Source organism: Rhizobium sp. NFR12 (genome assembly GCF_900108545.1).
In the GTDB taxonomy this organism is placed as follows: domain Bacteria; phylum Pseudomonadota; class Alphaproteobacteria; order Rhizobiales; family Rhizobiaceae; genus Neorhizobium; species Neorhizobium soli.
In genome coordinates, this window is the sequence record NZ_FNWM01000001.1 from 1,358,515 (window position 1) to 1,381,287 (window position 22,773).

The 22,773-nt window shown below is 60.9% G+C and carries 22 protein-coding genes; 19 read left to right on the forward strand and 3 right to left on the reverse strand.

Annotated elements, in window-relative coordinates; translation table 11 throughout:
* Positions 1–29: 29 nt before the first annotated feature.
* The 9 genes from pdhA (at position 30) to lipA (ending at position 8,202) form a co-directional block, all read left to right on the forward strand.
* Positions 30–1,088 (forward strand): pyruvate dehydrogenase (acetyl-transferring) E1 component subunit alpha, encoded by a 1,059-nt coding sequence (gene pdhA, locus BLW69_RS06555; RefSeq protein WP_062456352.1) that lies wholly within the window; start codon positions 30–32, stop codon positions 1,086–1,088.
* A gap of 19 nt (positions 1,089–1,107) precedes the next feature.
* Positions 1,108–2,562, forward strand: coding sequence for a pyruvate dehydrogenase complex E1 component subunit beta (locus tag BLW69_RS06560; protein ID WP_092660693.1), 1,455 nt, complete (start codon positions 1,108–1,110; stop codon positions 2,560–2,562).
* Between the two features lie 10 nt (positions 2,563–2,572).
* Positions 2,573–2,866, forward strand: a complete 294-nt coding sequence (locus BLW69_RS06565) for a hypothetical protein (protein ID WP_092660695.1) — start codon at positions 2,573–2,575, stop codon at positions 2,864–2,866.
* Position 2,867: 1 nt separating this feature from the next.
* Complete coding sequence (locus BLW69_RS06570) at positions 2,868–4,265, forward strand: pyruvate dehydrogenase complex dihydrolipoamide acetyltransferase (protein WP_092660697.1); 1,398 nt, start codon at positions 2,868–2,870, stop codon at positions 4,263–4,265.
* Positions 4,266–4,389: 124 nt separating this feature from the next.
* The gene (locus BLW69_RS06575; RefSeq protein ID WP_092660699.1) at positions 4,390–4,632 is read left to right on the forward strand and encodes a hypothetical protein; all 243 of its coding nucleotides are present in this window, start codon (positions 4,390–4,392) and stop codon (positions 4,630–4,632) included.
* Between the two features lie 47 nt (positions 4,633–4,679).
* Complete coding sequence (locus BLW69_RS06580; protein ID WP_092660701.1) at positions 4,680–5,318, forward strand: SGNH/GDSL hydrolase family protein; 639 nt, start codon at positions 4,680–4,682, stop codon at positions 5,316–5,318.
* A gap of 77 nt (positions 5,319–5,395) precedes the next feature.
* Complete coding sequence (gene lpdA / locus BLW69_RS06585) at positions 5,396–6,859, forward strand: dihydrolipoyl dehydrogenase (RefSeq protein ID WP_092660703.1); 1,464 nt, start codon at positions 5,396–5,398, stop codon at positions 6,857–6,859.
* A gap of 70 nt (positions 6,860–6,929) precedes the next feature.
* Positions 6,930–7,175 carry a GlsB/YeaQ/YmgE family stress response membrane protein gene (locus tag BLW69_RS06590; RefSeq protein WP_062456372.1) on the forward strand — a complete coding sequence of 82 codons (246 nt, stop codon included), beginning with the start codon at positions 6,930–6,932 and terminating at the stop codon, positions 7,173–7,175.
* 37 nt (positions 7,176–7,212) lie between these two features.
* Positions 7,213–8,202, forward strand: a complete 990-nt coding sequence (gene lipA, locus BLW69_RS06595; protein WP_092660705.1) for a lipoyl synthase — start codon at positions 7,213–7,215, stop codon at positions 8,200–8,202.
* A 27-nt stretch (positions 8,203–8,229) separates the two neighbouring features.
* Here lipA and BLW69_RS06600 read toward each other — a convergent pair whose 3' ends face one another.
* Positions 8,230–8,427, reverse strand: a complete 198-nt coding sequence (locus BLW69_RS06600; protein ID WP_062580987.1) for a hypothetical protein — start codon at positions 8,425–8,427, stop codon at positions 8,230–8,232.
* Positions 8,428–8,732: 305 nt separating this feature from the next.
* On the opposite strand from BLW69_RS06600, the gene BLW69_RS06605 reads away from it, so the two are divergent.
* Positions 8,733–9,185, forward strand: coding sequence for a type II toxin-antitoxin system RatA family toxin (locus BLW69_RS06605; protein ID WP_062456381.1), 453 nt, complete (start codon positions 8,733–8,735; stop codon positions 9,183–9,185).
* A 12-nt stretch (positions 9,186–9,197) separates the two neighbouring features.
* Here the strand turns inward: BLW69_RS06605 and BLW69_RS06610 are convergent, their stop codons facing one another.
* Both BLW69_RS06610 and BLW69_RS06615 read right to left on the reverse strand, forming a co-directional pair.
* Positions 9,198–9,695, reverse strand: a complete 498-nt coding sequence (locus tag BLW69_RS06610; RefSeq protein ID WP_092660707.1) for a CinA family protein — start codon at positions 9,693–9,695, stop codon at positions 9,198–9,200.
* The gene (locus BLW69_RS06615) at positions 9,692–10,915 is read right to left on the reverse strand and encodes a bifunctional 2-C-methyl-D-erythritol 4-phosphate cytidylyltransferase/2-C-methyl-D-erythritol 2,4-cyclodiphosphate synthase (RefSeq protein ID WP_092660709.1); all 1,224 of its coding nucleotides are present in this window, start codon (positions 10,913–10,915) and stop codon (positions 9,692–9,694) included. Before BLW69_RS06615 ends, BLW69_RS06610 begins: the two co-directional genes overlap by 4 nt.
* Positions 10,916–11,062: 147 nt before the next feature.
* Here BLW69_RS06615 and dusB point away from each other — a divergent pair, with 147 nt between their 5' ends.
* The 9 genes from dusB (at position 11,063) to BLW69_RS06660 (ending at position 22,724) form a co-directional block, all read left to right on the forward strand.
* Positions 11,063–12,085, forward strand: coding sequence for a tRNA dihydrouridine synthase DusB (dusB, locus tag BLW69_RS06620; protein ID WP_175487252.1), 1,023 nt, complete (start codon positions 11,063–11,065; stop codon positions 12,083–12,085).
* Positions 12,082–13,227 (forward strand): two-component system sensor histidine kinase NtrB, encoded by a 1,146-nt coding sequence (locus BLW69_RS06625; RefSeq protein WP_092660713.1) that lies wholly within the window; start codon positions 12,082–12,084, stop codon positions 13,225–13,227. Before dusB ends, BLW69_RS06625 begins: the two co-directional genes overlap by 4 nt.
* Positions 13,227–14,678, forward strand: coding sequence for a nitrogen regulation protein NR(I) (gene ntrC / locus BLW69_RS06630; protein ID WP_062456396.1), 1,452 nt, complete (start codon positions 13,227–13,229; stop codon positions 14,676–14,678). Before BLW69_RS06625 ends, ntrC begins: the two co-directional genes overlap by 1 nt.
* A gap of 218 nt (positions 14,679–14,896) precedes the next feature.
* Positions 14,897–17,173, forward strand: coding sequence for a sensor histidine kinase NtrY-like (locus tag BLW69_RS06635; protein ID WP_092660715.1), 2,277 nt, complete (start codon positions 14,897–14,899; stop codon positions 17,171–17,173).
* Positions 17,163–18,527, forward strand: coding sequence for a nitrogen assimilation response regulator NtrX (locus BLW69_RS06640; protein ID WP_062456399.1), 1,365 nt, complete (start codon positions 17,163–17,165; stop codon positions 18,525–18,527). The genes BLW69_RS06635 and BLW69_RS06640 overlap by 11 nt, the downstream gene beginning before the upstream one ends.
* Before the next feature lie 9 nt (positions 18,528–18,536).
* Positions 18,537–19,397: a D-amino-acid transaminase gene (locus BLW69_RS06645; RefSeq protein WP_092660717.1), complete on the forward strand. Its 861-nt coding sequence runs from the start codon at positions 18,537–18,539 to the stop codon at positions 19,395–19,397.
* Positions 19,398–19,503: 106 nt separating this feature from the next.
* Entirely contained in the window at positions 19,504–19,746 is a 243-nt protein-coding gene (gene hfq, locus BLW69_RS06650) for an RNA chaperone Hfq (RefSeq protein WP_007757453.1), read from the forward strand.
* 2 nt (positions 19,747–19,748) lie between these two features.
* A complete protein-coding gene (gene hflX, locus BLW69_RS06655; protein ID WP_092660719.1) occupies positions 19,749–21,179 on the forward strand; it encodes a GTPase HflX in 1,431 nt (476 codons plus the stop codon).
* Positions 21,180–21,452: 273 nt separating this feature from the next.
* Positions 21,453–22,724 (forward strand): MFS transporter, encoded by a 1,272-nt coding sequence (locus BLW69_RS06660; protein ID WP_092660721.1) that lies wholly within the window; start codon positions 21,453–21,455, stop codon positions 22,722–22,724.
* Positions 22,725–22,773: the final 49 nt, after the last annotated feature.

Below are 22,773 nucleotides of genomic sequence, written 5' to 3' on the forward strand. Positions count from 1 at the left end.
TATAAAGAGCAGCACACAGGGAGGGATCGATGGCGCAAGCTAAAACCGCGTCTACGTCCGGCCGCAAAACGGCGGCAAAGTCTGCAACCCAGAACGTTTCAAAGGATTTTACCGGCAAGAATATGTCGGACTTCGGCAAGGATGACGAGCTGCACGCGTATCGCGAAATGCTGCTCATCCGCCGCTTCGAGGAAAAGGCCGGCCAGCTTTACGGCATGGGCTTCATCGGTGGTTTCTGTCACCTCTATATCGGCCAGGAAGCTGTCGTCGTCGGCATGCAGATGGCGCAGAAAGAGGGCGATCAGGTCATCACCGCCTATCGGGACCACGGCCATATGCTGGCAACCGGCATGAGTGCCCGTGGTGTGATGGCGGAACTGACGGGGCGTCGCGGCGGCTATTCCAAGGGGAAGGGCGGCTCGATGCACATGTTCTCCAAGGAAAAGCAGTTCTACGGCGGCCACGGCATCGTCGGCGCACAGGTGTCTCTCGGCACCGGTCTTGCCTTCGCCAATGCCTATCGCGGCAATGACAGCGTATCGGTCGCCTATTTCGGCGATGGCGCTGCCAACCAGGGCCAGGTGTACGAGAGCTTCAACATGGCTGCTCTCTGGAAGCTCCCGATCGTCTACATCGTCGAGAACAACCGTTATGCGATGGGCACATCGACCGCCCGCGCGACGGCGCAGTCGAACTATTCGCTGCGTGGCTCCGGCTTCGGCATTCCCGGCATCCAGGTGGATGGTATGGATGTTCGCGCCGTTAAGGCCGCCGGCGACGAGGCGCTCGCTCACTGCCGTTCCGGCAAGGGTCCGATCATTCTCGAAATGCTGACCTACCGCTACCGTGGTCACTCGATGTCCGACCCGGCCAAGTATCGCTCCAAGGAAGAAGTGCAGAAGATGCGCTCCGAGCAGGATCCGATCGAACAGGTGCGTCTGCGCATCCTCGACGGTGGCTGGGCGACCGAGGACGAACTGAAGGCGATCGACAAGGATATCCGTGACGTGGTCTCGGATTCTGCAGATTTTGCCCAGAACGATCCGGAGCCGGATGTATCCGAGCTCTACACCGACATTCTGCTCTGATCGCGGGGAGGGAACCTCAATGCCAATCGATATCCTGATGCCCGCGCTTTCTCCCACGATGGAAGAAGGCACGCTCAGCAAGTGGCTGAAAAAAGAGGGTGACAAGGTCACCTCCGGCGACGTGATCGCCGAAATCGAGACCGACAAGGCGACCATGGAAGTGGAAGCTGTCGATGAAGGCGTGATCGGCAAGCTGCTGATCGAGGCCGGCACCGAAAACGTCAAGGTCAATACCAAGATCGCAATCCTGCTTGCCGAAGGCGAAACCGCCGACGACATGAAGGCTGACAAGCCTGCACAGGAAAGTGCGCCCCAGGCAGACGCTCCGAAGGCAGACGCTCCGAAGGCCGATGCCGACACTCCGGCGGCGACCTCCGATGCTGCCGGCGGCAAGGCCCGCGAAGCCAAGGACGAGACACCTGCTGACGCCAAGGTTCCGGCCCAGCCGAAGATCGACGTCGCTGCCGATCCGGACATTCCGGCCGGCACCGAAATGGTGATGACCACGGTTCGCGAAGCGCTTCGCGATGCCATGGCCGAAGAAATGCGTCGCGATGGCGATGTGTTCGTGATGGGTGAGGAAGTCGCCGAATACCAAGGCGCCTACAAGATCACGCAAGGGCTGCTGCAGGAATTCGGCGCGCGTCGCGTCGTCGATACGCCGATCACCGAACACGGCTTTGCCGGCGTCGGCGTCGGTGCTGCCATGGCCGGCCTGAAGCCGATCGTCGAGTTCATGACGTTCAACTTCGCCATGCAGGCGATCGACCACATCATCAACTCGGCTGCCAAGACGCTTTACATGTCCGGCGGCCAGATGGGTGCGCCGATCGTGTTCCGTGGACCGAACGGTGCTGCTGCCCGCGTTGGCGCACAGCACAGCCAGGATTACGCTGCCTGGTACAGCCAGATCCCGGGCCTCAAGGTCGTCATGCCGTATACGGCTGCCGACGCGAAGGGTCTTTTGAAGGCTGCGATTCGCGATCCGAACCCGGTCATCTTCCTGGAAAACGAGATCCTCTACGGACAGCAGTTCGAAGTGCCGAAGCTGGACGATTTCGTTCTGCCGATCGGCAAGGCGCGTATCCACAAGACGGGCAAGGACGTCACTGTCGTGTCCTTCGGTATCGGCATGGCCTATGCCACGAAGGCGGTTGCCGAACTCGAGAAGGACGGCATCGATGTCGAACTGATCGATCTTCGCACCATCCGTCCGATGGACCTGCCGACCGTCATCGAATCGGTGAAGAAGACGGGTCGTCTGGTCACCGTCGAGGAAGGCTATCCGCAGTCGTCGGTTGGCACCGAAATTGCCACCCGCGTCATGCAGCAGGCCTTCGACTATCTCGATGCGCCGATCCTGACGATCGCCGGCAAGGACGTGCCCATGCCTTACGCCGCCAACCTTGAAAAGCTGGCGCTGCCGAATGTCGGTGAAGTCGTTCAGGCGGTGAAGACCGTCTGCTACAAGTAAGGGACCGGTGATGCCGAAATCTTCTGTGAAGCAGATTCTGCCGGTTTCCGGTTCTTGGTTCCGAGTGATCGGCACCAAGAACAACCCGGTCTTTGAAAGAATTGTGTTCTGGGCCTTGGTCAAGACCGAAGACACCGAGGTGATCGTCGGTGTCCCGCGCGAAGAGATTGGCGTGATTGGTGCCGTAGACGGCTGGCTTGAAGACGTTGCCGGTTACATCGAAGTGACGCCTGAAGACGTCGCCCGGCTGACGGAACATCCTGACGAACTTGCCCAGTTTGAACTTGTGTGGGCGGAGGATTAACATGCCTATCAACATCACCATGCCTGCCCTGTCACCGACCATGGAGGAGGGCAACCTCGCCAAGTGGCTGGTCAAGGAAGGCGATACGGTCAAGTCCGGCGACGTGATCGCCGAAATCGAGACCGACAAGGCGACGATGGAAGTCGAAGCCGTCGACGAAGGCGTTGTCGCCAAGCTGGTGGTTCCGGCCGGCACCGAAGGCGTCAAGGTCAACGCCCTGATCGCCATCCTGGCGGTCGACGGCGAAGATGTTTCGGCTGCCGCTTCCGGCGGCGAGGCTCCGAAGGCTGAAGCCCCGAAGGCAGATGCTCCGAAGGCTGAAGCCGCTCCTGCGGAGAAGGCGTCCGAAGCGCCGAAGTCCGAAGCCAGTTCCGACAAGCCGCTGACGGATGCCGCTCCGGCACCGTCGACGCCTGCTCCGAAGGCAGAAGACGGCAAGCGTGTGTTTTCGTCGCCGCTCGCCCGTCGTATGGCCAAGGAAGCCGGTCTCGATCTCACCGGCGTTACCGGCACCGGCCCACATGGCCGTGTCGTCAAGGCCGATATCGAGAAGGCAGCCGCTTCCGGCGGTGCAAAGCCTGCTTCTTCTGCTGCAACGCCGGCAACTGCCGGTGCCGCTCAGGTTCCAGCCGCGCCAATGGCAAAGGGTCCGTCGGACGACAACATCATGAAGCTGTTTGCGGAAGGCTCGTACGAGCTTCTGCCGCATGACGGCATGCGCAAGACGATCGCCTCGCGCCTGACCGAGTCGACCCAGACGGTTCCGTCGTATTTCGTTTCGATGGATTGCGAACTCGATGCGATGCTCAAGCTGCGCGCCGAGATCAATGCGTCCGCGCCGGTGAAGAAGACGGAAAAGGGTGAGGTTCCGGCCTTCAAGCTTTCCGTCAACGACTTCATCATCAAGGCGATGGCGCTGGCGCTGCGGGATGTTCCCATGGCAAACGCCTCCTGGACGTCTTCTGCCCGCGTCCTGCACAAGCATGCGGATGTCGGCGTCGCCGTGTCGATCCCGGATGGTCTGATCACTCCGATCGTCCGCAAGGCCGAGACGAAGACGCTTTCGGTCATCTCCAACGAGGTCAAGGATCTCGCCAAGCGGGCCCGCGACAAGAAGCTGAAGCCGGAAGAATACCAGGGCGGCACCACGTCGGTGTCAAACCTCGGCATGTTCGGTGTCTCCAACTTCACGTCGATCATCAACCTGCCGCAGGCCTCGATCGTCTCTATCGGCGCGGGTGTCGAAAAGCCGATCGTTCGTGGCGGCAAACTCGAAGTCGGCACGGTGATGACGGCAACGTTCGCCTTCGACCACCGCGTCATCGACGGCGCGCTCGGCGCGGAGCTTGCCTCGGCCTTCAAGCGCTACATCGAAAGCCCGATGGGCATGCTGGTTTAAAACAATCTCGGCCGCGGCCTATGTCGCGGCCGTTCCCATCCGCGAATGCGCTTGATGCGTGACATTTGTAAGCTGCTCTACCATATTTGATGGAGCGGAATACGGTCCGCTCAGGAGCACGTCGATGGCGAATGACCCGGTGGATATGATCATGCCCATGCTGCGTGAAATACGCGGCGAAATGCATGAAATACGCGGTGAACTCGGTGCCGTAAAACAGCAATTGCACAAGCTTGAGATCGGCCAGAAGAGTATTCGCAATGCGGTGACCGCCGATACCATGCTTTCGAAGTTCACGACCGGTGATTTCGAGGAGCGGATATCCGAACTCGAAAGCAAGGTCGAGACGCTGATGAAGGGGACCTGACCTCGGCTGAGGCAAGTCGGCAGGGAATGACTGGGCGTATGGACACTATGAAAACCGTTCTCTGCTTCGGCGACAGTCTCACATGGGGATACGACCCCGTCGGTCCCGGCCGGCATGCGTTCGAGGATCGCTGGACGAGCGTGCTCGGCGCCGCACTCGGAGACGAGGTCACGGTCATTGCCGACGGCCTGAACGGGCGCACGACCGGCTATGACGACCATCTCGCCGATTGCGATCGCAACGGGGTCAAGAATTTCCCGACGGTCCTGCACACCCATATGCCGCTTGATCTGGTTGTCATCATGCTTGGCACCAACGACATGAAGCCAGTCATCGCCGGCACGGCGCATGCCGCGCGGGCCGGGATCCAGCGGCTGGTCGCTTTGATCCGGCACCACGAATGGTCGTTCGACTATGATGCACCGGACGTGCTGATCGTTTCGCCACCGCCGCTTTGCGAGACCGGGGACCCGATCTTTTCGGCGATGTTCCAGGGCGGGATCGAGCAGTCGTCGATGCTGGCCTCGCTCTACCGAGATCTCGCCGACGAGCTCGGGTGCGGCTTTTTCGATGCAGGATCGGTCGCAAAGACCAGCCCGCTCGACGGTGTGCACCTGACGGCGGAAGACACCCGCGCCATCGGCCGCGGCCTTGAGCCGATCGTCCGGATGATGCTCGGCATCTGACCCAAGAATTCACATCGGCAGGCCGCTCATCGATGGTCGCCGCAGACACAGACTTAAAAAGACAAAGGCAGGAAACAATGGCTCAGTCCTACGATCTCATCGTTATCGGCGCCGGTCCGGGCGGTTATATCGCCGCGATCCGTGCATCCCAGCTGGGCATGAAGGTTGCAGTCGTCGAGCGCGAGCATCTGGCCGGCATCTGCTCCAACTGGGGCTGCATCCCGACCAAGGCGCTGCTTCGGACCGCCGACGTGCTGCATACAGCCCAGCATGCCAAGGATTACGGACTGACGCTGGAAGGCACGATCACGCCCGACGTCAAGGCGGTCGTTGCACGATCGCGCGGCATTGCCAACCGCATGAACAGCGGCGTCGGCTTCCTGTTCAAGAAGAACAAGATCGATATCATCTGGGGTGAAGCCAAGGTCACCAAGCCGGCATCCGGTTCGCAAATGGCCGAAATCGTCGTCGGCAAGATCACCAAGGAGATCGTCCAGCCGCAGGGTCCGGTGCCCAAGAACACGCTGGGCGAGGGCACCTACACCGCCAAGCACGTCATCGTCGCCACCGGCGCCCGTCCGCGTGCGCTGCCGGGTATCGAGCCCGATGGCAAGCTGATCTGGACCTACTTCGAAGCGATGAAGCCGGAAGAGTTGCCGAAGTCGCTGCTCGTCATGGGGTCTGGCGCGATCGGCATCGAGTTTGCGTCGTTCTATCGCACCATGGGCGTCGACGTGACCGTGGTCGAAATCATGAGCCAGGTCATGCCGGTCGAGGATGCAGAAATTTCGGCCTTCGCCAAGAAGCAGTTCGACAAGCAGGGCATCAAGATCCATCTCGAAGCCAAGGTTTCGAAGGTCGAGAAGGGTGCAAACTCGATCACTGCCACGATCGAGAAGAAGGACGGTTCGTCGGAAAAGATCACCGCAGACCGGATGATCTCGGCTGTCGGCGTGCAGGCCAATATCGAGAATATCGGCCTTGAGGCTGTCGGCGTGAAGACCGACCGCGGCTTTATCGTCATCGACGGTTACGGCAAGACCAATGTCGAGGGTATCTACGCGATCGGCGATGTCGCCGGCGGTCCGCTGCTTGCGCACAAGGCCGAGCATGAAGCCGTCGTCTGCATCGAGAAGATCGCCGGCCTGCCGAACGTGCACGCCATGGACAAGAGCAAGATCCCGGGCTGCACCTATTGCAACCCGCAGGTCGCGTCGGTTGGTCTGACGGAAGCGAAAGCCAAGGAGCAGGGCCGCGAGATCCGCGTCGGCCGCTTCTCGTTTGCGGCCAACGGCAAGGCCGTGGCGCTCGGCGAGGACCAGGGCATGGTCAAGACGATCTTCGACAAGAAGACTGGCGAGCTGATCGGTGCGCATATGGTCGGAGCGGAAGTGACCGAACTGATCCAGGGATTCGTCGTCGCCATGAACCTCGAGACGACAGAGGAAGACCTGATGCACACCATCTTCCCGCATCCGACGATTTCGGAATCGATGAAGGAAAGCGTCCTTGACGCCTATGGCCGCGTCCTGAACGCTTAGGTCTTAGCGCCGATTGCATATGGGCGGCTTGCCGCCCATATCTGCTGAAGAGGTTTGAACGGAGTAAGTCATGGGCGTGGGCTGGTTTGCAGCGATCATCATCGGAGGCCTGGCAGGCTGGCTTGCCGGCAAGCTGATGGATATGCGCTTCGGCATCTTCATGAATATCGTGATCGGCATCGTCGGCGCGGTGATTGCCAACGCGATCTTCAATGCGGCCAACATCCATGTCGCCAGCGGTTGGCTGGGTTACCTCGTGCAGGGTTTCGTCGGCTCGTGCATTTTGCTATTTGTCGCAAAACTCGTCAGGCGTTGACGGTACCCGCATTCAAAGCGGTTGAGGACAGTTAATTATGGTCACCATTCTCGACAGGATAAACCTTATCACCCCGGCCACGGGCGATGAGAAGCGTGTCCGCCATCCGGAAAAGGCGCATCGGCCCGATACCGAAGTGCTGCGCAAGCCGGAATGGATCCGTGTCAAGGCTCCGGTTTCCAAGGGCTATCAGGAAACCCGTTCGATTGTGAAGGAGCACAAGCTCGTCACCGTCTGCGAGGAAGCCGGTTGCCCTAACATCGGCGAGTGCTGGGACAAGAAGCACGCCACGTTCATGATCATGGGCGAGATCTGCACGCGCGCCTGCGCCTTCTGCAACGTCTCGACAGGAAAGCCGAACGCGCTCGACCTGTCAGAGCCTGAAAACGTCGCAAAGGCCGTCAAGGCGATGGGCCTGCAACACGTCGTCATCACCTCGGTCGATCGTGACGATCTGGCCGACGGCGGTGCCGAGCATTTCGAGAAGGTGATCTGGGCGATCCGTGCGGCGTCACCGTTGACGACGATCGAAATCCTGACGCCGGACTTCCTCAAGAAGCCGGGCGCTCTCGAGCGAGTCGTTGCGGCAAAGCCCGACGTCTTCAACCACAATATGGAGACGGTTCCGGGCAATTATCTGACGGTTCGCCCCGGTGCGCGGTATTTCCACTCGGTTCGTCTGCTGCAGCGGGTGAAGGAACTGGATCCGACGATGTTCACCAAGTCGGGCATCATGGTCGGCCTCGGCGAAGAGCGCAACGAAGTGCTGCAGCTGATGGACGACCTGCGGACCGCCGACGTCGACTTCCTGACGATCGGCCAGTATCTGCAGCCGACCCGCAAGCATCATGCGGTGATGAGTTTCGTGACGCCGGAAGAGTTCAAGTCCTACGAGACCGTGGCCTATACGAAGGGCTTCCTGATGGTGGCGTCCAGCCCGCTGACGCGCTCCTCGCATCACGCAGGCGATGATTTCGCGCGTCTGCGCGCCAATCGCGCGCGCAAGCAGCTCGCTGCTGCGGTGTAATCCGCACCTCTGCGGTCTGGCGGCCGATCACTCGGCCGCTTGAATCTTCTCGATCTTATCCTGGTTCTTGTCCTGCCCGCGGCGGCGCTCGCGCAGCGTCGTGCGATGTCCGCGTGTCTCGGCTTTCGCCATTTCCACAAAATAGGCGAGCATGGGGAGCTGGTTCATATCGGCCAGTTGCTTGGCGGATTCGAGCAGCTTGATCATTTGCGTGAAGTCATCCATGGAATGCGTCTTTCCGACAGGTAAAGGCCAGTCATCTCCCGTGAAGCGTTATACGCAGGATTGATCCCGCGGATCATTACAACTTCATTGCTGAGACATTAAAATTATTTAATCTTTCGGCGTCCCGTTATCGAGCCGAGCGGCGACGTCCCAGATATGCCTTGAAGCAACAACCCGCCAGAGGGCAGGGCCATTTTTTTGGACGACAGCGAGAGCGCAGGATTTGGGCGCGCCTGATGTTGAAATCGCACCGACACATGCGTCAGCTTCTTGATCTTCTGCCTGTGCGCGATTAACTCCACGACATGCCCAAGTTCGAAATACGCCGCCCCGTCAAGCATAGTCCCGAGAAGATGTACGCGCTCGTCGCCGACATCGAGAAATATCCGGAATTCCTGCCGCTTTGTGAAGCGCTGTCGATCCGTTCCCGCAAGGAACGCGACGGCAAGGAGTTGCTGCTTGCCGACATGACCGTCGGCTACAAGGCGATCCGTGAGACTTTTACGACCCAGGTCCTGCTGCATCCGGCGGAGCAGGCGATCGATGTCAAATATATCGAAGGTCCGTTCAAGTATCTCGATAACCGCTGGCGGTTCGAGCCGGCGACGGACGGTTCCGACGGTTGCACCGTTGCCTTCTTCATCGACTATGAATTCAAGAGCATGATTCTTGGCGCTCTGATGGGTTCGATGTTTGACCGCGCTTTCCGCATGTTCGCTGAAGCGTTTGAAGCACGTGCGGACAAGATCTACGCCTGATCCCGGTCAGGCTCAGTCCGCCGCATCCAGCAGCATCTCCAGCGCAGTCCTGATGGTCGCAAGCCGGATCTCCTTCCGGCCGGTGTCGCCATAGCGCATCGCGCGGTGCAGGATCGTTCCGTCCCGGCTGCAGGCTGCGAGATGGACCAGCCCGACCGGCTTGTCGACCGAGCCGCCGCCGGGGCCTGCTATGCCTGTTACGGCAACCGCGAGACCGGCGCGAGAGCGGAACAGGGCGCCAGTTGCCATCAACAGGGCAGTTTCCCTTGAGACGGCGCCGTGTGTTGCAAGCACCGACGAGGGCACTCCCAGCATGTCCATCTTCGCGTCATTGGTATAAGTGACAAAGCCGCGATCAACGACCGCCGACGACCCGGCGATCTCGGTCAGCGCTCCGGCGATCAGGCCGCCTGTGCAGGATTCTGCCGTCGAGACCATCAGCTTGCGCTTTGAAAGCGTCTCGATGATGCGGCGGGCCTGTGCCTCGATATCGTCCGGAAACAGGCTCATGCCTTCACCGAGCCGAACACGACGGTGGCTGTGGCAATCGCCGCGATCCCCTCGCCACGGCCGACAAATCCGATCTTCTCGTTGGTCGTCGCCTTGACCGAGCAGCGGTCGAGCGAGATGCCGAGGATTTCGGCGAGCTTTTCGCGCATTTCCTGACGATGCGGACCGACCTTGGGGGCTTCCGCGATCAGCGACACATCGGCATTCATGATGGTTCCGCCGTGTTCGCGCACGATCTTCGCGGCGTGCTCAAGAAAGATCCGTGAGGCCGCGCCCTTCCACTGCATATCGGAGGGCGGGAAGTGGTCGCCGATGTCGCCGGCGCCGCAAGTGGCAAGCAGCGCGTCGGTGAGCGCATGCAGCGCCACGTCGGCATCCGAATGGCCGCTCAGCTTCTGATCGTGCGGAATGAAAATCCCGCACAGCGTCACGCCGTCGCCCGGCACGAGCTGGTGGACGTCGTAGCCATTGCCGGTGCGAACATCCGGCAAGTAGTGTTCGGCAGGGTTGCCCTGAGTGAGTTTTTCGTCCGCCATGTCGATATCCCGCTTCAGTGTCAGTTTGATATTGTCGACGGAGCCTTCCACAAGCGTCACGGGAAGACCCGCCCATTCGGCGATGGAGGCATCGTCGGTGAAATCGTCGCGGCGAAGGGCTGCTGCCTTTTCATGCGCGGTGCGGATTTCCGAGAGACGGAAGCTCTGCGGTGTCTGGGCCGCATAAAGCCCCGACCGCGATACCGTCTCATGCACCAGCCCATCCGAACCGCCGCGCTTCAGCGTGTCGGTCACGGCCATCGCCGGCAGAATTCCGTCCTTGCCCGCGGCAAAGCCGTCTGCAATGCGATCCAGCAGCACGTGGTCGACGAAGGGGCGCGCCGCATCGTGGATCATCACATGGGTCGCCTCGGTTGCCGCAAGTGCCCGCAGACCTTCGTACACGGACCGCTGCCGCGTATCGCCGCCGAAGGTGACGATGACGTTCTCAGCGCCGCCAAGTCCCAACGTCGAGGCCGCATAGAGCGTCTCGTCTTCCGGGTGAATGACGACGACGATCGGGCCGCTCTTTGGCCAGGTCAGAAATTTCTGCAGCGTATGATGTATGACCGGCAAGCCACCGATACGGCGATATTGTTTCGGCCCGTCTCCCGGCGCACCCGCACGCTCTCCGCGGCCAGCGGCCACGATGACGATGCCTATCTTGAAGATCTCGCCGTCCATGAGCCCTCGGAAATTGGTGGGAGGTTGACAGCCGCAGAACTATAGGACCAAAAGCCTTAATTCCAGCACGTCGCTTAAAAATAACGCAGCTCGTGAATTGCCCTTGGCAAACGCATGACTCCTGAATAAAAATAGTGCAGAAGAATTATCTGCCCGAAAGATCATCATTTGTCGCTCCCTGATCTATCCTCATCTTTTCATATCGGGCCAGTCGCCATCCGTAATCGGGTCGTCCTGGCGCCGATGTCCGGCGTCACCGATCTCCCGTTCCGCACGCTTGCCTGGCGTCACGGTGCGGGTCTGGTCGTGACCGAGATGGTGGCGAGCCGCGAGCTGGTGATGAACCGCGAGGAATCCTGGTCGCGCCTGCAGGGAGCGGGGATCACGCCGCATATGGTGCAGCTCGCCGGTCGCGAAGCGCACTGGATGGCGGAGGCGGCAAAGATCGCCGAAGCCAATGGTGCCGATATCATCGATATCAACATGGGCTGTCCGGCCAAAAAGGTGACGGGTGGCTATTCCGGGTCGGCGCTGATGCGCGATCCAGATCACGCGCTGTCGATGATCGAGGCGACCGTCAAGGCGGTCAACGTGCCGGTCACCGTCAAGATGCGGCTCGGCTGGGACGAGAATACCATCAACGCACCGGAAATTTCGCGCCGTGCCGAACAGGCCGGTGCCCGGATGATCACCATCCATGGCCGCACCCGCATGCAGTTCTACGAGGGCAAGGCGGACTGGGATGCCATTCGCGCCGTGCGCGATGAGATCAAGATCCCGCTGATCGCCAATGGCGATGTCGAAACGCCGGAAGATGCGGCCGAGATCATCCGGCGCTCGGGCGCCGATGCGGTCATGGTCGGGCGCGGCGCGCAGGGTCGTCCCTGGCATATCGGTTGGCTTGCCGGCGCTTCTGCACCGGGGCGCGAGGAGATGGCTGTCATCGTCGTTGAACATTACGAAGCGATGCTCGAACTCTATGGCCGCGAGGCCGGGCTTCGACACGCGAGGAAACATCTCGGCTGGTATCTCGACCGGTTCGCGCCGAACCTGCCAGCAGATCAGAAGGGCGCAATCATGATCTCGAAGGACGCGACCGACGTTTCGAAAAGAATGTCGTCGGCACTGCTCGACGGTGCGTTCGATGAGTCGGCAAGGAAGGCAGCATGACCAAGTCTCCCGCACCCGATGCCGCGCAGGGGCAAGCGCTGGCCATGGCGGTTCTCAATTCCGTTCAGAACCCCGTCATTCTTGTCGATGCCGATGGCAGGGTCGCATTCGCCAACTGGGAAGCCGAATCGTTCTTCGGCTCCAGCGCCTCGCATTTGGCCAAGAACACGATCTCGAGTTTCATTCCGTTCGGAAGCCCGCTTCTTGCGCTGATCGATCAGGTGCGCGAGCGCAAGGCGCCGGTCAACGAGTACCGTGTCGACCTGTCGTCGCCGCGCCTCGGCCAGGAAAAGCTGGTCGACCTCTATGTCGCGCCTGTCGTCAGCGAACCGGGGTCTGTCGTCGTGGTGTTCCAGGAACGCTCGATGGCCGACAAGATCGACCGCCAGCTGACCCACAGGGCAGCGGCACGATCGGTCACCGGTCTTGCGTCGATGCTGGCGCACGAGATCAAGAACCCGCTCTCCGGCATCCGCGGAGCAGCCCAGCTGCTTGAGTCGGTCGTGCCGGACGAAGACCGCTCTCTGACCCGGCTGATCTGCGACGAGACCGACCGCATCGTGTCGCTGGTGGACCGTATGGAGGTGTTTTCCGACGAGCGTCCGATCGACCGTATGCCGCTCAACATCCATTCCGTGCTCGATCATGTGAAGGCTATCGCCAAGGCGGGGTTCGGACGCGACATCAAAATCGCGGAAATGTACGATCCGTCGCTGCCGCCGGTCTATGCAAACCGCGACCAGCTGGTGCAGGTGTTTTTGAACCTCATTAAGAATGCCGCCGAAGCGGTGGGTGATCAGCCGGATGCGGAGATCATGCTGACCACCGCCTACCGGCCGGGCATCCGCCTGTCGGTTGCCGGCACGCGGGAGAAGATCTCGCTGCCGCTGGAATTTTGCGTCATCGACAACGGTCCGGGCGTGCCGGCCGATATCCTGCCGCATCTGTTTGACCCTTTCATCACCACCAAGACGAACGGTTCCGGCCTTGGTCTGGCGCTGGTTGCTAAAATCATCGGTGCCCATGGCGGCATCATCGAATGCGACAGCCAGCCGCGCCGGACGATATTCCGCGTTCTTATGCCCATGCACAAGGAAGAAGGCGGCGATGGCCGCGCCTTGAACTTCACAGGAAGCGATTAATGACTGCCACGATCCTTGTCGCAGACGACGACGCAGCCATCCGCACGGTTCTCAACCAGGCGCTGACCCGCGCCGGTTATGACGTCCGCATCACATCGAATGCCGCAACGCTGTGGCGCTGGATTTCCGCCGGCGAGGGCGATCTTGTGGTCACCGACGTGATCATGCCGGATGAAAATGCGTTCGATCTTCTGCCGCGCATCAAGAAGGCAAGGCCGGATCTCCCGGTACTGGTCATGAGCGCCCAGAACACGTTCATGACCGCCATCAAGGCCTCGGAGAAGGGCGCCTACGACTATCTGCCGAAGCCGTTCGACCTGACCGAGCTGATCGCCATCATCGGGCGGGCGCTGGCCGAACCGAAGCGCAAGCCGGCTCGCCTCGACGACGATACGCAGGACGGCATGCCGCTGGTCGGCCGTTCGACGGCGATGCAGGAAATCTACCGGGTTCTGGCGCGTCTGATGCAGACCGACCTGACGCTGATGATTACCGGCGAGTCGGGCACCGGCAAGGAACTTGTCGCCCGCGCACTGCATGACTACGGCAAGCGCCGCAACGGCCCCTTCGTTGCGATCAACATGGCGGCAATTCCGCGCGATCTGATCGAGTCGGAACTGTTCGGCCACGAAAAGGGAGCCTTCACCGGCGCCCAGAACCGCTCGACCGGCCGCTTCGAACAGGCCGAAGGCGGCACGCTGTTTCTCGACGAAATCGGCGACATGCCGATGGATGCCCAGACGCGGCTTCTTCGCGTTCTGCAGCAGGGCGAATACACGACCGTTGGCGGTCGCACGCCGATCCGCACCGACGTGCGCATCGTTGCCGCGACAAACAAGGATCTGAAGCAACTCATCAACCAGGGTCTGTTCCGCGAGGACCTTTACTATCGCCTCAACGTCGTTCCGTTGCGCCTTCCGCCGCTGAGAGATCGCGCCGAAGATATTCCCGATCTCGTCCGCCATTTCATGCAGATGGCGGAGAAGGAAGGGCTCGACGGCAAGCGTTTCGAAACGGAAGCGCTGGATGCGATGAAGGCCTATGCCTGGCCGGGCAACGTACGTGAGCTGGAAAACCTCGTGCGCCGCCTGATGGCGCTTTATCCACAGGATGTGATCACCCGCGAGATCATCGAAACGGAGCTTCGCTCCGATGTGCCGGATAGCCCGATCGACAAGATGACGGCCCGTTCAGGGTCTCTCACCATTGCCCAGGCGGTCGAAGAGAACATGCGGTCATACTTTGCCGGTTTCGGCGAAAACCTGCCGCCGCCAGGTCTTTACGACCGGGTTTTGACAGAAATGGAGTATCCGCTGATTCTTGCCGCGCTGACTGCCACCCGTGGCAACCAGATCAAGGCAGCAGATCTTCTCGGCCTCAACCGCAATACTCTGCGCAAGAAGATCCGCGAACTGGGCGTTTCGGTCTATCGCAGCTCGCGCGGCGCATAGTCCTGTCATTTCCGTTCGCCACAATCGCTTGACACTTCTGCTTCATCGTTGCATTTTCGCCACAAAGCGTTGCTTAAACATCACGCAGATTTACGCTTCAGGCTGAGCCTCCAGGCTCGGCCCGAGCAGCGCGAGTTTTCGTTGCAAATGAATGACTGGCGTCTGCGTCCGGATGAGATATCCGCACCGGCCACGCCACGAAGGCCGGGGTTTTAACGATGACGGATGGCGCTGCAACGCAGTCGGCCGAAACGGAGCCGGCAGCTGTAGTCCACGATCGGCGTGCATCCTTCGCGCTGCCGGGCCTGCTTCTTGCCGGTGGTGCACTGATCTGCGCCACACTGACGCTGTTCGTGCTGCTGGGCGTGACGCCGGTCGCGCCGACGACCAATGTCGTGATCGCGTCCGCCGCGATCAACTCGCTGTTCATTCTCGGCCTTGTCTACCTGATCGGCAGAGAGGTCGGACGACTGGTAAAGGCCAGACGTCGTGGGCGTGCGGCGGCCCGTCTGCATGTGCGCATCGTCGTGCTGTTCTCGTTCGTGGCGATCACGCCCGCCGTGCTGGTTGCGATTTTCGCCAGCCTGACGCTGAGCGTCGGTCTCGATCGCTGGTTTTCGCTTCGCACGCAGTCGATCGTGCAGTCGTCGCAGGACGTTGCACGAGCCTATATGATGGAGAACGCAAGTTACCTTCAGGGCCAGACCGTCTCGATGTCGAACGACCTCGAGCGGAACCGGGCGATGTATTATCTCGACCGCACCGGTTTCATCGATCTTCTGACCCGTCAGGCGCGGGGCCGTGGTCTGCTCGGCGCCTTCCTGGTTCAGGAAGATGGCCAGGCGGTCGCGCAAGCCGACATCAAGACGGAAAAGCCGCTTCCGGCCATTCCGCAGGATGCGCTGAAAAGTGCCGCGTCCGGCCAACCGACGCTGATCCCGCCCGGCATCACCAACCTGGTTGGCGCCGTCATCAAGATCGATACGATCCCGGGCGCCTTTCTCTACACGATCCGGGCCGTCGATCCGCGCGTGATGAACGCGATGCGGCTGATGGAGGAGAACACCGCCGAATACAAGGCGATGGAAGCGGGCCGCATGTCGCTGCAGGTCGCCTTCGCCGTGCTCTATCTCGGCTTTGCGCTGATCGTGCTTCTGGCCGCCATCTGGGCCGCCATCGCGGTCGCCGACCGTATCGTGCGGCCGATCCGGCTGCTGATCAGTGCGGCAGACAGCGTCGCGACCGGCAATCTCAACGTGGTCGTCCCGGTTCGCACCGTCGACGGCGACGTGGGCAGCCTGTCGCGCACCTTCAACAAGATGATTTCCGAGATCCGCAGCCAGCGCGATGAAATTCTCGAGGCCAAGGACGAGGTCGACGACCGCCGCCGGTTTATCGAGGCCGTGCTGTCGGGCGTGACCGCTGCCGTCATCGGCGTCGAGGCCGACCGCCGCATCACCATCGTCAATCCGACGGCGGAAGACTTTCTCGGTGCGCCTGCCGAGGAGCTGATGGGCAAGACGCTGGATGACGTCGCGCCTGAAATCGACCATGTACTGACCGAGGCGACCGCCCGCTCGCGTGGGGATTTCCGCAAGCAGGTCAACCTGATGCGCAACGGCACCGAGCGGACGCTGTCCGTGCAGGTCACCCGTGAAGAGCAGCGTTCGCCGCAGGATGCCTATGTCATCACGCTCGACGACATTACCGATCTCGTCATTGCGCAGCGTTCCACCGCCTGGGCGGATGTGGCGCGGCGTATCGCGCACGAGATCAAGAACCCGCTCACCCCGATCCAGCTTTCCGCCGAGCGCCTGAAGCGCCGCTACGGCAAGCAGATCGACCCCAGCGACCGGGCCGTGTTCGACCAGTGCACCGATACGATCGTGCGCCAGGTGGGCGATATCGGCCGCATGGTCGATGAATTCTCATCGTTTGCCCGCATGCCGAAGCCGGCCAAGGAAGATGCGGACCTGCGCGATATCCTGCGCGATGCCATCTTCCTGCGCGAAATGGGTGAGACACATGTGGACTTCATTCGCGAGCTCGGAGACCAACCGCTGAAAGGTCTTTTCGATGCGCGCATGCTGGGCCAGGCTTTCGGAAACCTCGTCAAGAATGCTGTCGAGGCGATCGAGGCGGTGCCGAGCGATCAGCAGCGCGACGGCCGCAAGATCATGGTCCGCGCAGCGCTTGAAAAAGGCCGGGACACGTTCGTCGTCGATATCATCGACAACGGCAACGGACTGCCGACCGAGAACCGGCACCGTATTCTCGAGCCATACATGACGATGCGCGAAAAGGGCACGGGCCTTGGCCTCGCGATCGTCAAGAAGATCATCGAGGAGCATGGCGGACAGCTGGAGCTGCACGATGCCCCTCACGATTTCGATTATGGCAAGGGCGCCATGATCCGGGTGCTGCTGCCGCATGTCGAGCGGGTGGCAAAGCCCAACACAGATAATAACGATAAGGAACTGGCATATGGCATCTGATATTCTTGTCGTCGATGACGAGGCCGACATTCGCGACATCGTTTCCGGGATCCTGTCCGACGAGGGCCATGAAACGCGAACGGCCCACGATGCGGACAGCGCGCTTGCGACGATATCCGACCGTGTGCCACGGCTCGTCTTTCTCGATATCTGGATGCAGGGATCACGGCTCGATGGGCTCGCGCTCCTCGAGGAGATCAAGTCCCGTCATCCGGACCTCCCTGTCGTCATGATTTCCGGTCACGGCAATGTCGAGACGGCGGTATCAGCCATCAAGCGCGGTGCCTTCGACTTCATCGAGAAGCCGTTCAAGGCCGATCGGCTGATCCTGATCGCCGAGCGGGCGCTCGAAAACTCCAAGCTGAAGCGCGAAGTGACCGAGCTGAAGCGCCGTACCGGGGATGCTGCCGAACTGGTTGGCACGTCGGTTGCCGTGTCGCAGCTTCGCCAGACGATCGAGAAGGTCTCGCCCACCAACAGCCGCATCATGATCCTTGGCCCTTCCGGTTCCGGCAAGGAGCTTGTGGCACGGATGATCCACAAGAAGTCCTCGCGCGTGACGGGGCCTTTCGTGGCGCTCAACGCCGCGACGATCACGCCTGACCGCATGGAGATCGCGCTGTTCGGGACCGAGGGCGGGCCGGGCCAGCCGCGCAAGATCGGCGCGCTGGAAGAGGCGCATCGCGGCATTCTCTATCTCGACGAGATCGGCGAAATGCCGCGCGAGACGCAGAACAAGATCCTGCGCGTGCTTGTTGATCAGCAGTTCGAGCGCGTCGGCGGTTCCAAGCGGGTGAAGGTCGATGTGCGCATCATCTCGTCGACCGCCCTCAATCTCGAGAGCCTGATTGCCGAAGGGGCGTTTCGCGAAGATCTCTATCACCGCCTCGCTGTCGTGCCAGTCAAGGTGCCGGCGCTGGCCGAACGGCGGGAGGATATTCCGTTCCTTGTCGACATGTTCATGCGCCAGATCTCCGAGCAGGCGGGCATCCGCGCCCGCAAGATCGGTGACGATGCCATGGCGGTCCTGCAGGCGCATGACTGGCCGGGCAACATCCGCCAGCTGCGCAACAATATCGAACGGCTGATGATCCTTGCCCGCACCGACGGTCCGGATACGGCGATCTCTGCGGATATGCTGCCGCCCGATCTCGGCGACATGCTGCCGAAAGTCTCATCGAAGGGCGATGTCCACATCATGACGCTGCCCCTGCGTGAGGCACGCGAAATGTTCGAACGCGACTATCTCGTCGCGCAGATCAACCGCTTCGGCGGCAACATTTCGCGAACTGCGGAATTCGTCGGCATGGAGCGCTCGGCGTTGCACCGGAAACTGAAGTCGCTGGGAGTGTAAGGGATCACCATGCGTATAGCTTACGTCAACGGTAAGTATGTCAGGCACTCCGAGGCTGCGGTTCACATCGAGGACCGCGGTTTCCAGTTCGCCGATGGTGTCTACGAAGTCTGCGAGGTCCGGGACGGGCTGATCGTTGACCTGACGCGGCATCTGAACCGGCTTGACCGGTCGCTGTCCGAGTTGCGCATGGTCCAGCCGATGAGCCGCGCGGCGCTCACCCTCGTCATCCGGGAGGTGCTGCGCCGCAACCGTGTTCGCAACGGCATCTTCTACATGCAGGTGACGCGCGGTGCGGCGAAGCGGGACCATTTCTTCCCGCCGGAGGGCACGGCTCCGACCATCACGATCACCGCCAAAAGCACCGATCCGTCTCTGCTTGCCAAGAAATACACGACCGGCATCAAGGTGATCACGCTCCTTGAAAACCGCTGGGATCGAGTCGACATCAAGACTGTCGGCCTCTTGCCCAACGTTCTTGCCAAGCAGCAGGCCCGTGATGTGGGTGCCCATGACGCGATCTTCGTGACGCGCGACGGCATGGTGCTGGAAGGTGCGTCGGCCAATGCCTGGATCGTCACGCCGGATGGCAAGCTCGTCACGCGGCCGGCGGAGCACGGGATCCTGAAGGGCATCACCCGCACCACGGCGATCGATGTTGCGGCAAAGCTCGGCCTGGTTTTTGTCGAGCGGGAGTTCTCCGTGGACGAAATGCATGGCGCCCGCGAAGCCTTCATGACATCCGCAACCGGCATTTGCGTTCCGGTCGTCGAGGTCGATGGTAAGCCCGTCGCGAACGGCCATCCGGGCACCGTCTCCGGCGATATAAGGGACGCTTTTTTCGCGATTGCGGAGAAGACGGCGATTTGATAACCACACTGTCAGGGGAAGGGAAACACGAGGGCGTTTCCCGCTCAACTCTAGAAATTTTGATCAGCTTCCGGCAATGACCGGCAAGAAAGAAAGAAGCGACGCTATGGCGGAACGTTCTCAGAACCTGCAGGATTTGTTTCTCAACACAGTCCGCAAACAGAAGATTTCCCTGACGATATTCCTGATCAACGGGGTGAAGCTCACGGGCGTCGTAACCTCGTTCGACAATTTCTGTGTGCTTCTACGCCGTGACGGACACTCGCAGCTCGTGTATAAGCACGCTATCTCCACCATCATGCCGGGCCAGCCGATGCAGATGTTCGAGACAGAAGAAAACGCTGCTTAAGGATCGATAGAATCTCCAATCGCGATACCTCGAACGAATCAATAGTCCCGGAAGCCGAAAAGCACCGGGACGACATGCGCGCTGTCGTCATCGTGCCTGTGCTGAAACAGAGCCGGGCACGCAGCGGGCAGGGTGAGGCGACAGCCACGCCTGCGCCCTCAAGACCTGCCGCGCCGCAGCGATCCAACGAAGCCCGTCTTGAAGAAGCGACCGGCCTTGCCCGTGCGATCGATCTCGAGATCGCCGAAGGCATGATCGTAACCGTCGGTCAGCCGCGGCCCGCCACGCTGATGGGCACCGGCAAGATCGAAGAGATCAAGGCACTTCTCGACGAGAAGGATGCCGGGCTCGTCATCGTCGATCATCCGCTGACACCTGTCCAGCAACGCAATCTCGAAAAGGAATGGGGCGCCAAGGTCATTGACCGCACCGGCCTCATTCTGGAAATTTTTGGCCGCCGTGCCTCCACCAAGGAAGGCACGCTGCAGGTCGATCTCGCTCACCTGAATTACCAGAAGGGCCGTCTCGTTCGGTCCTGGACCCACCTTGAACGCCAGCGCGGTGGTGCGGGCTTCATGGGTGGTCCCGGTGAAACCCAGATCGAGGCCGACAGACGGCAGTTGCAGGACAAGATCATCAAGCTCGAGCGGGAGCTTGAACAGGTCGTCCGGACCCGCCAGCTGCACCGCGCCAAACGCCGCAAGGTGCCGCACCCTATCGTGGCGCTTGTCGGTTATACCAATGCCGGCAAGTCGACGCTGTTCAACCGCATTACCGGCGCCGGCGTTCTGGCCGAGGACATGCTGTTTGCGACGCTCGACCCGACGCTGCGGCGGATGAAGCTGCCGCATGGCCGCACGGTCATCATGTCCGATACGGTGGGTTTCATCTCCGATCTTCCAACCCACCTTGTGGCCGCCTTCCGTGCGACGCTGGAAGAGGTGCTGGAAGCCGATCTCGTGCTGCATGTGCGCGACATGTCGGACCCGGACAACGCCGCCCAGTCGGCCGATGTGCTGCGCATCCTCGCCGATCTCGGGATCGATGAGAAGGAGAGCGAAAAGCGCATCATCGAGGTCTGGAACAAGATCGACCGGCTCGACCCGGAAAGCCACGACGCGCTGTTTGAGCGTGCGCAGGGGCGCGCCAACATCATGGCCGTCTCGGCGATCACAGGCGAAGGCGTCGACGCGCTGCTTGATGAAGTCTCGAACCGGCTTTCCGGCGTTCTGACCGAAGCCGAGATTGTGATTCCTGCCGACAAGCTGGCTCTCGTCTCCTGGGTCTACGGCAATGCCGTGGTGAGCGAGCGTGAGGACAATGAGGACGGCTCGGTGACGCTGGTCGTCAAACTCACGGATCGGCAGGCTTCTGAACTGGAGCGCAGGCTCGGGAACGGCGCAAAGCCGGACAAGGAAGAGTGGGAGCGGTAAGACGCTCCTTCTTTATTCCCTGTAGCTGCTGCGGAGGTTCGCGGGAGCGTATTTCCCTCCATACGGATGGTAATTCGCTTTGTGAACCTATGTCGGAAAACGCCAGTCCAGTAACGCTCCATTGTGATACGTATTCATCTTCGTGGCGCGAAGCTAACACACTGACAATATTTGAGTATTAAATAGGGTTTACGCGTAATTCACGGGGGGCGGAAGCAACCAAAGCTTGGCGGATGCATTTAGGCTGCGCTCTCCAGCTAAGGTTCGCTCCTGATGACATCATCCGTTGTTCCGCATTCTGCGGGTGGCAATCCACCGCGCATCTTCTCCGACCGATCTCTGGCGGCGCTCTGCCTCCTCAATTTCTTTCTAGCCGATGCGCGTGATGGGCTCGGGCCGTTTCTTGATGCTTTCCTTGCGACGCAAGGCTGGTCATCGATGTCACTCGGCCTGATCGCCACAGTCGGTGGTTTGATCGGACTGGCGGCCACGCCGCTTTGCGGGGCGCTGGTCGATGGAACGTCGTGGAAACGGGCGCTCGTCGCCATTCCGGTCGTGGTGGTCACCGCTGCAGCGCTGGTGACGCTTCTTTCCCCCAATCCGGCAATTGTCTGGATCGGTCAGATCGGGACCGCCGTCGTCGGCGCCGTGATCGGTCCGGCACTGGCCGGCCTGACGCTGGGTCTCGTCGGCGAGAAGCTGTTTTCGCAACAGATCGCTCGCAACGAGTTCTGGAACCACACAGGCAATTTCGCCTCGCTGTTTGCCGTCTATGTCATCATCTCGCTGTTCGGCCAGGGTGGCATGATCTGGCTGATGATCGCGACGGCGTTCGGTGCTCTTGCGGCAGTCGCAATGATCGATCCTGATCGCATCGATCACAAGGTCGCCCGCGGACTTGCGGCGAACGACGGCAGCGGAGCAGACGCTAGCGCGGCGGAGGCGCCATCCGGTTTTAGTGTGCTTCTGAAAAGCCGGGGACTTATTCTGCTTGCACTGATCCTGATGATCTTCCATTTCGGCAACGCGCCGATGAGCCGGTTGATCGCCCAGCAGTTCGCCATCGAACTCGGAACACCATTCCGGACCACGGCGATCATCACAGGCATTGCCCAGCTTTCGATGGTGGCTGTCGCGGTCGTGACGCCGTTCCTGATCCGAAGGCTTGGCCTTGCCGCGACGCTTGCGATCGGGCTTGCAGCGCTGCCGATCCGCGGGTTGATCGCCGGCAGCTTTGACGGTTTTTGGGTGGTATGGCCCGTCCAGATCCTCGACGGCGTCGGTGCCGGGCTGCTTGGCATCGTCACACCGGTTGCAGTGGAACGCATCCTCAAGGGTACAGGCCGTTTCAATGTCGGCTTTGCGAGCTTGATGACGGTCCAGGGCCTCGGCGCATCGCTCAGCAACGTCGTTGCCGGCTATGTGGTTAGCCAGGGAGGCTATGCGGTCTCGCATCTCGTTGGGGGCGGCGTCGCGCTGATCGCCGTGGCCGTCTTCGCGATCTACCACAAGGAAATCGCGCCATCGCAGAAGTCGATCGGCTGAAACAGAGATGCCGCGATTCCCAGCTTAGTTCGGGGATCGCGGCATACAT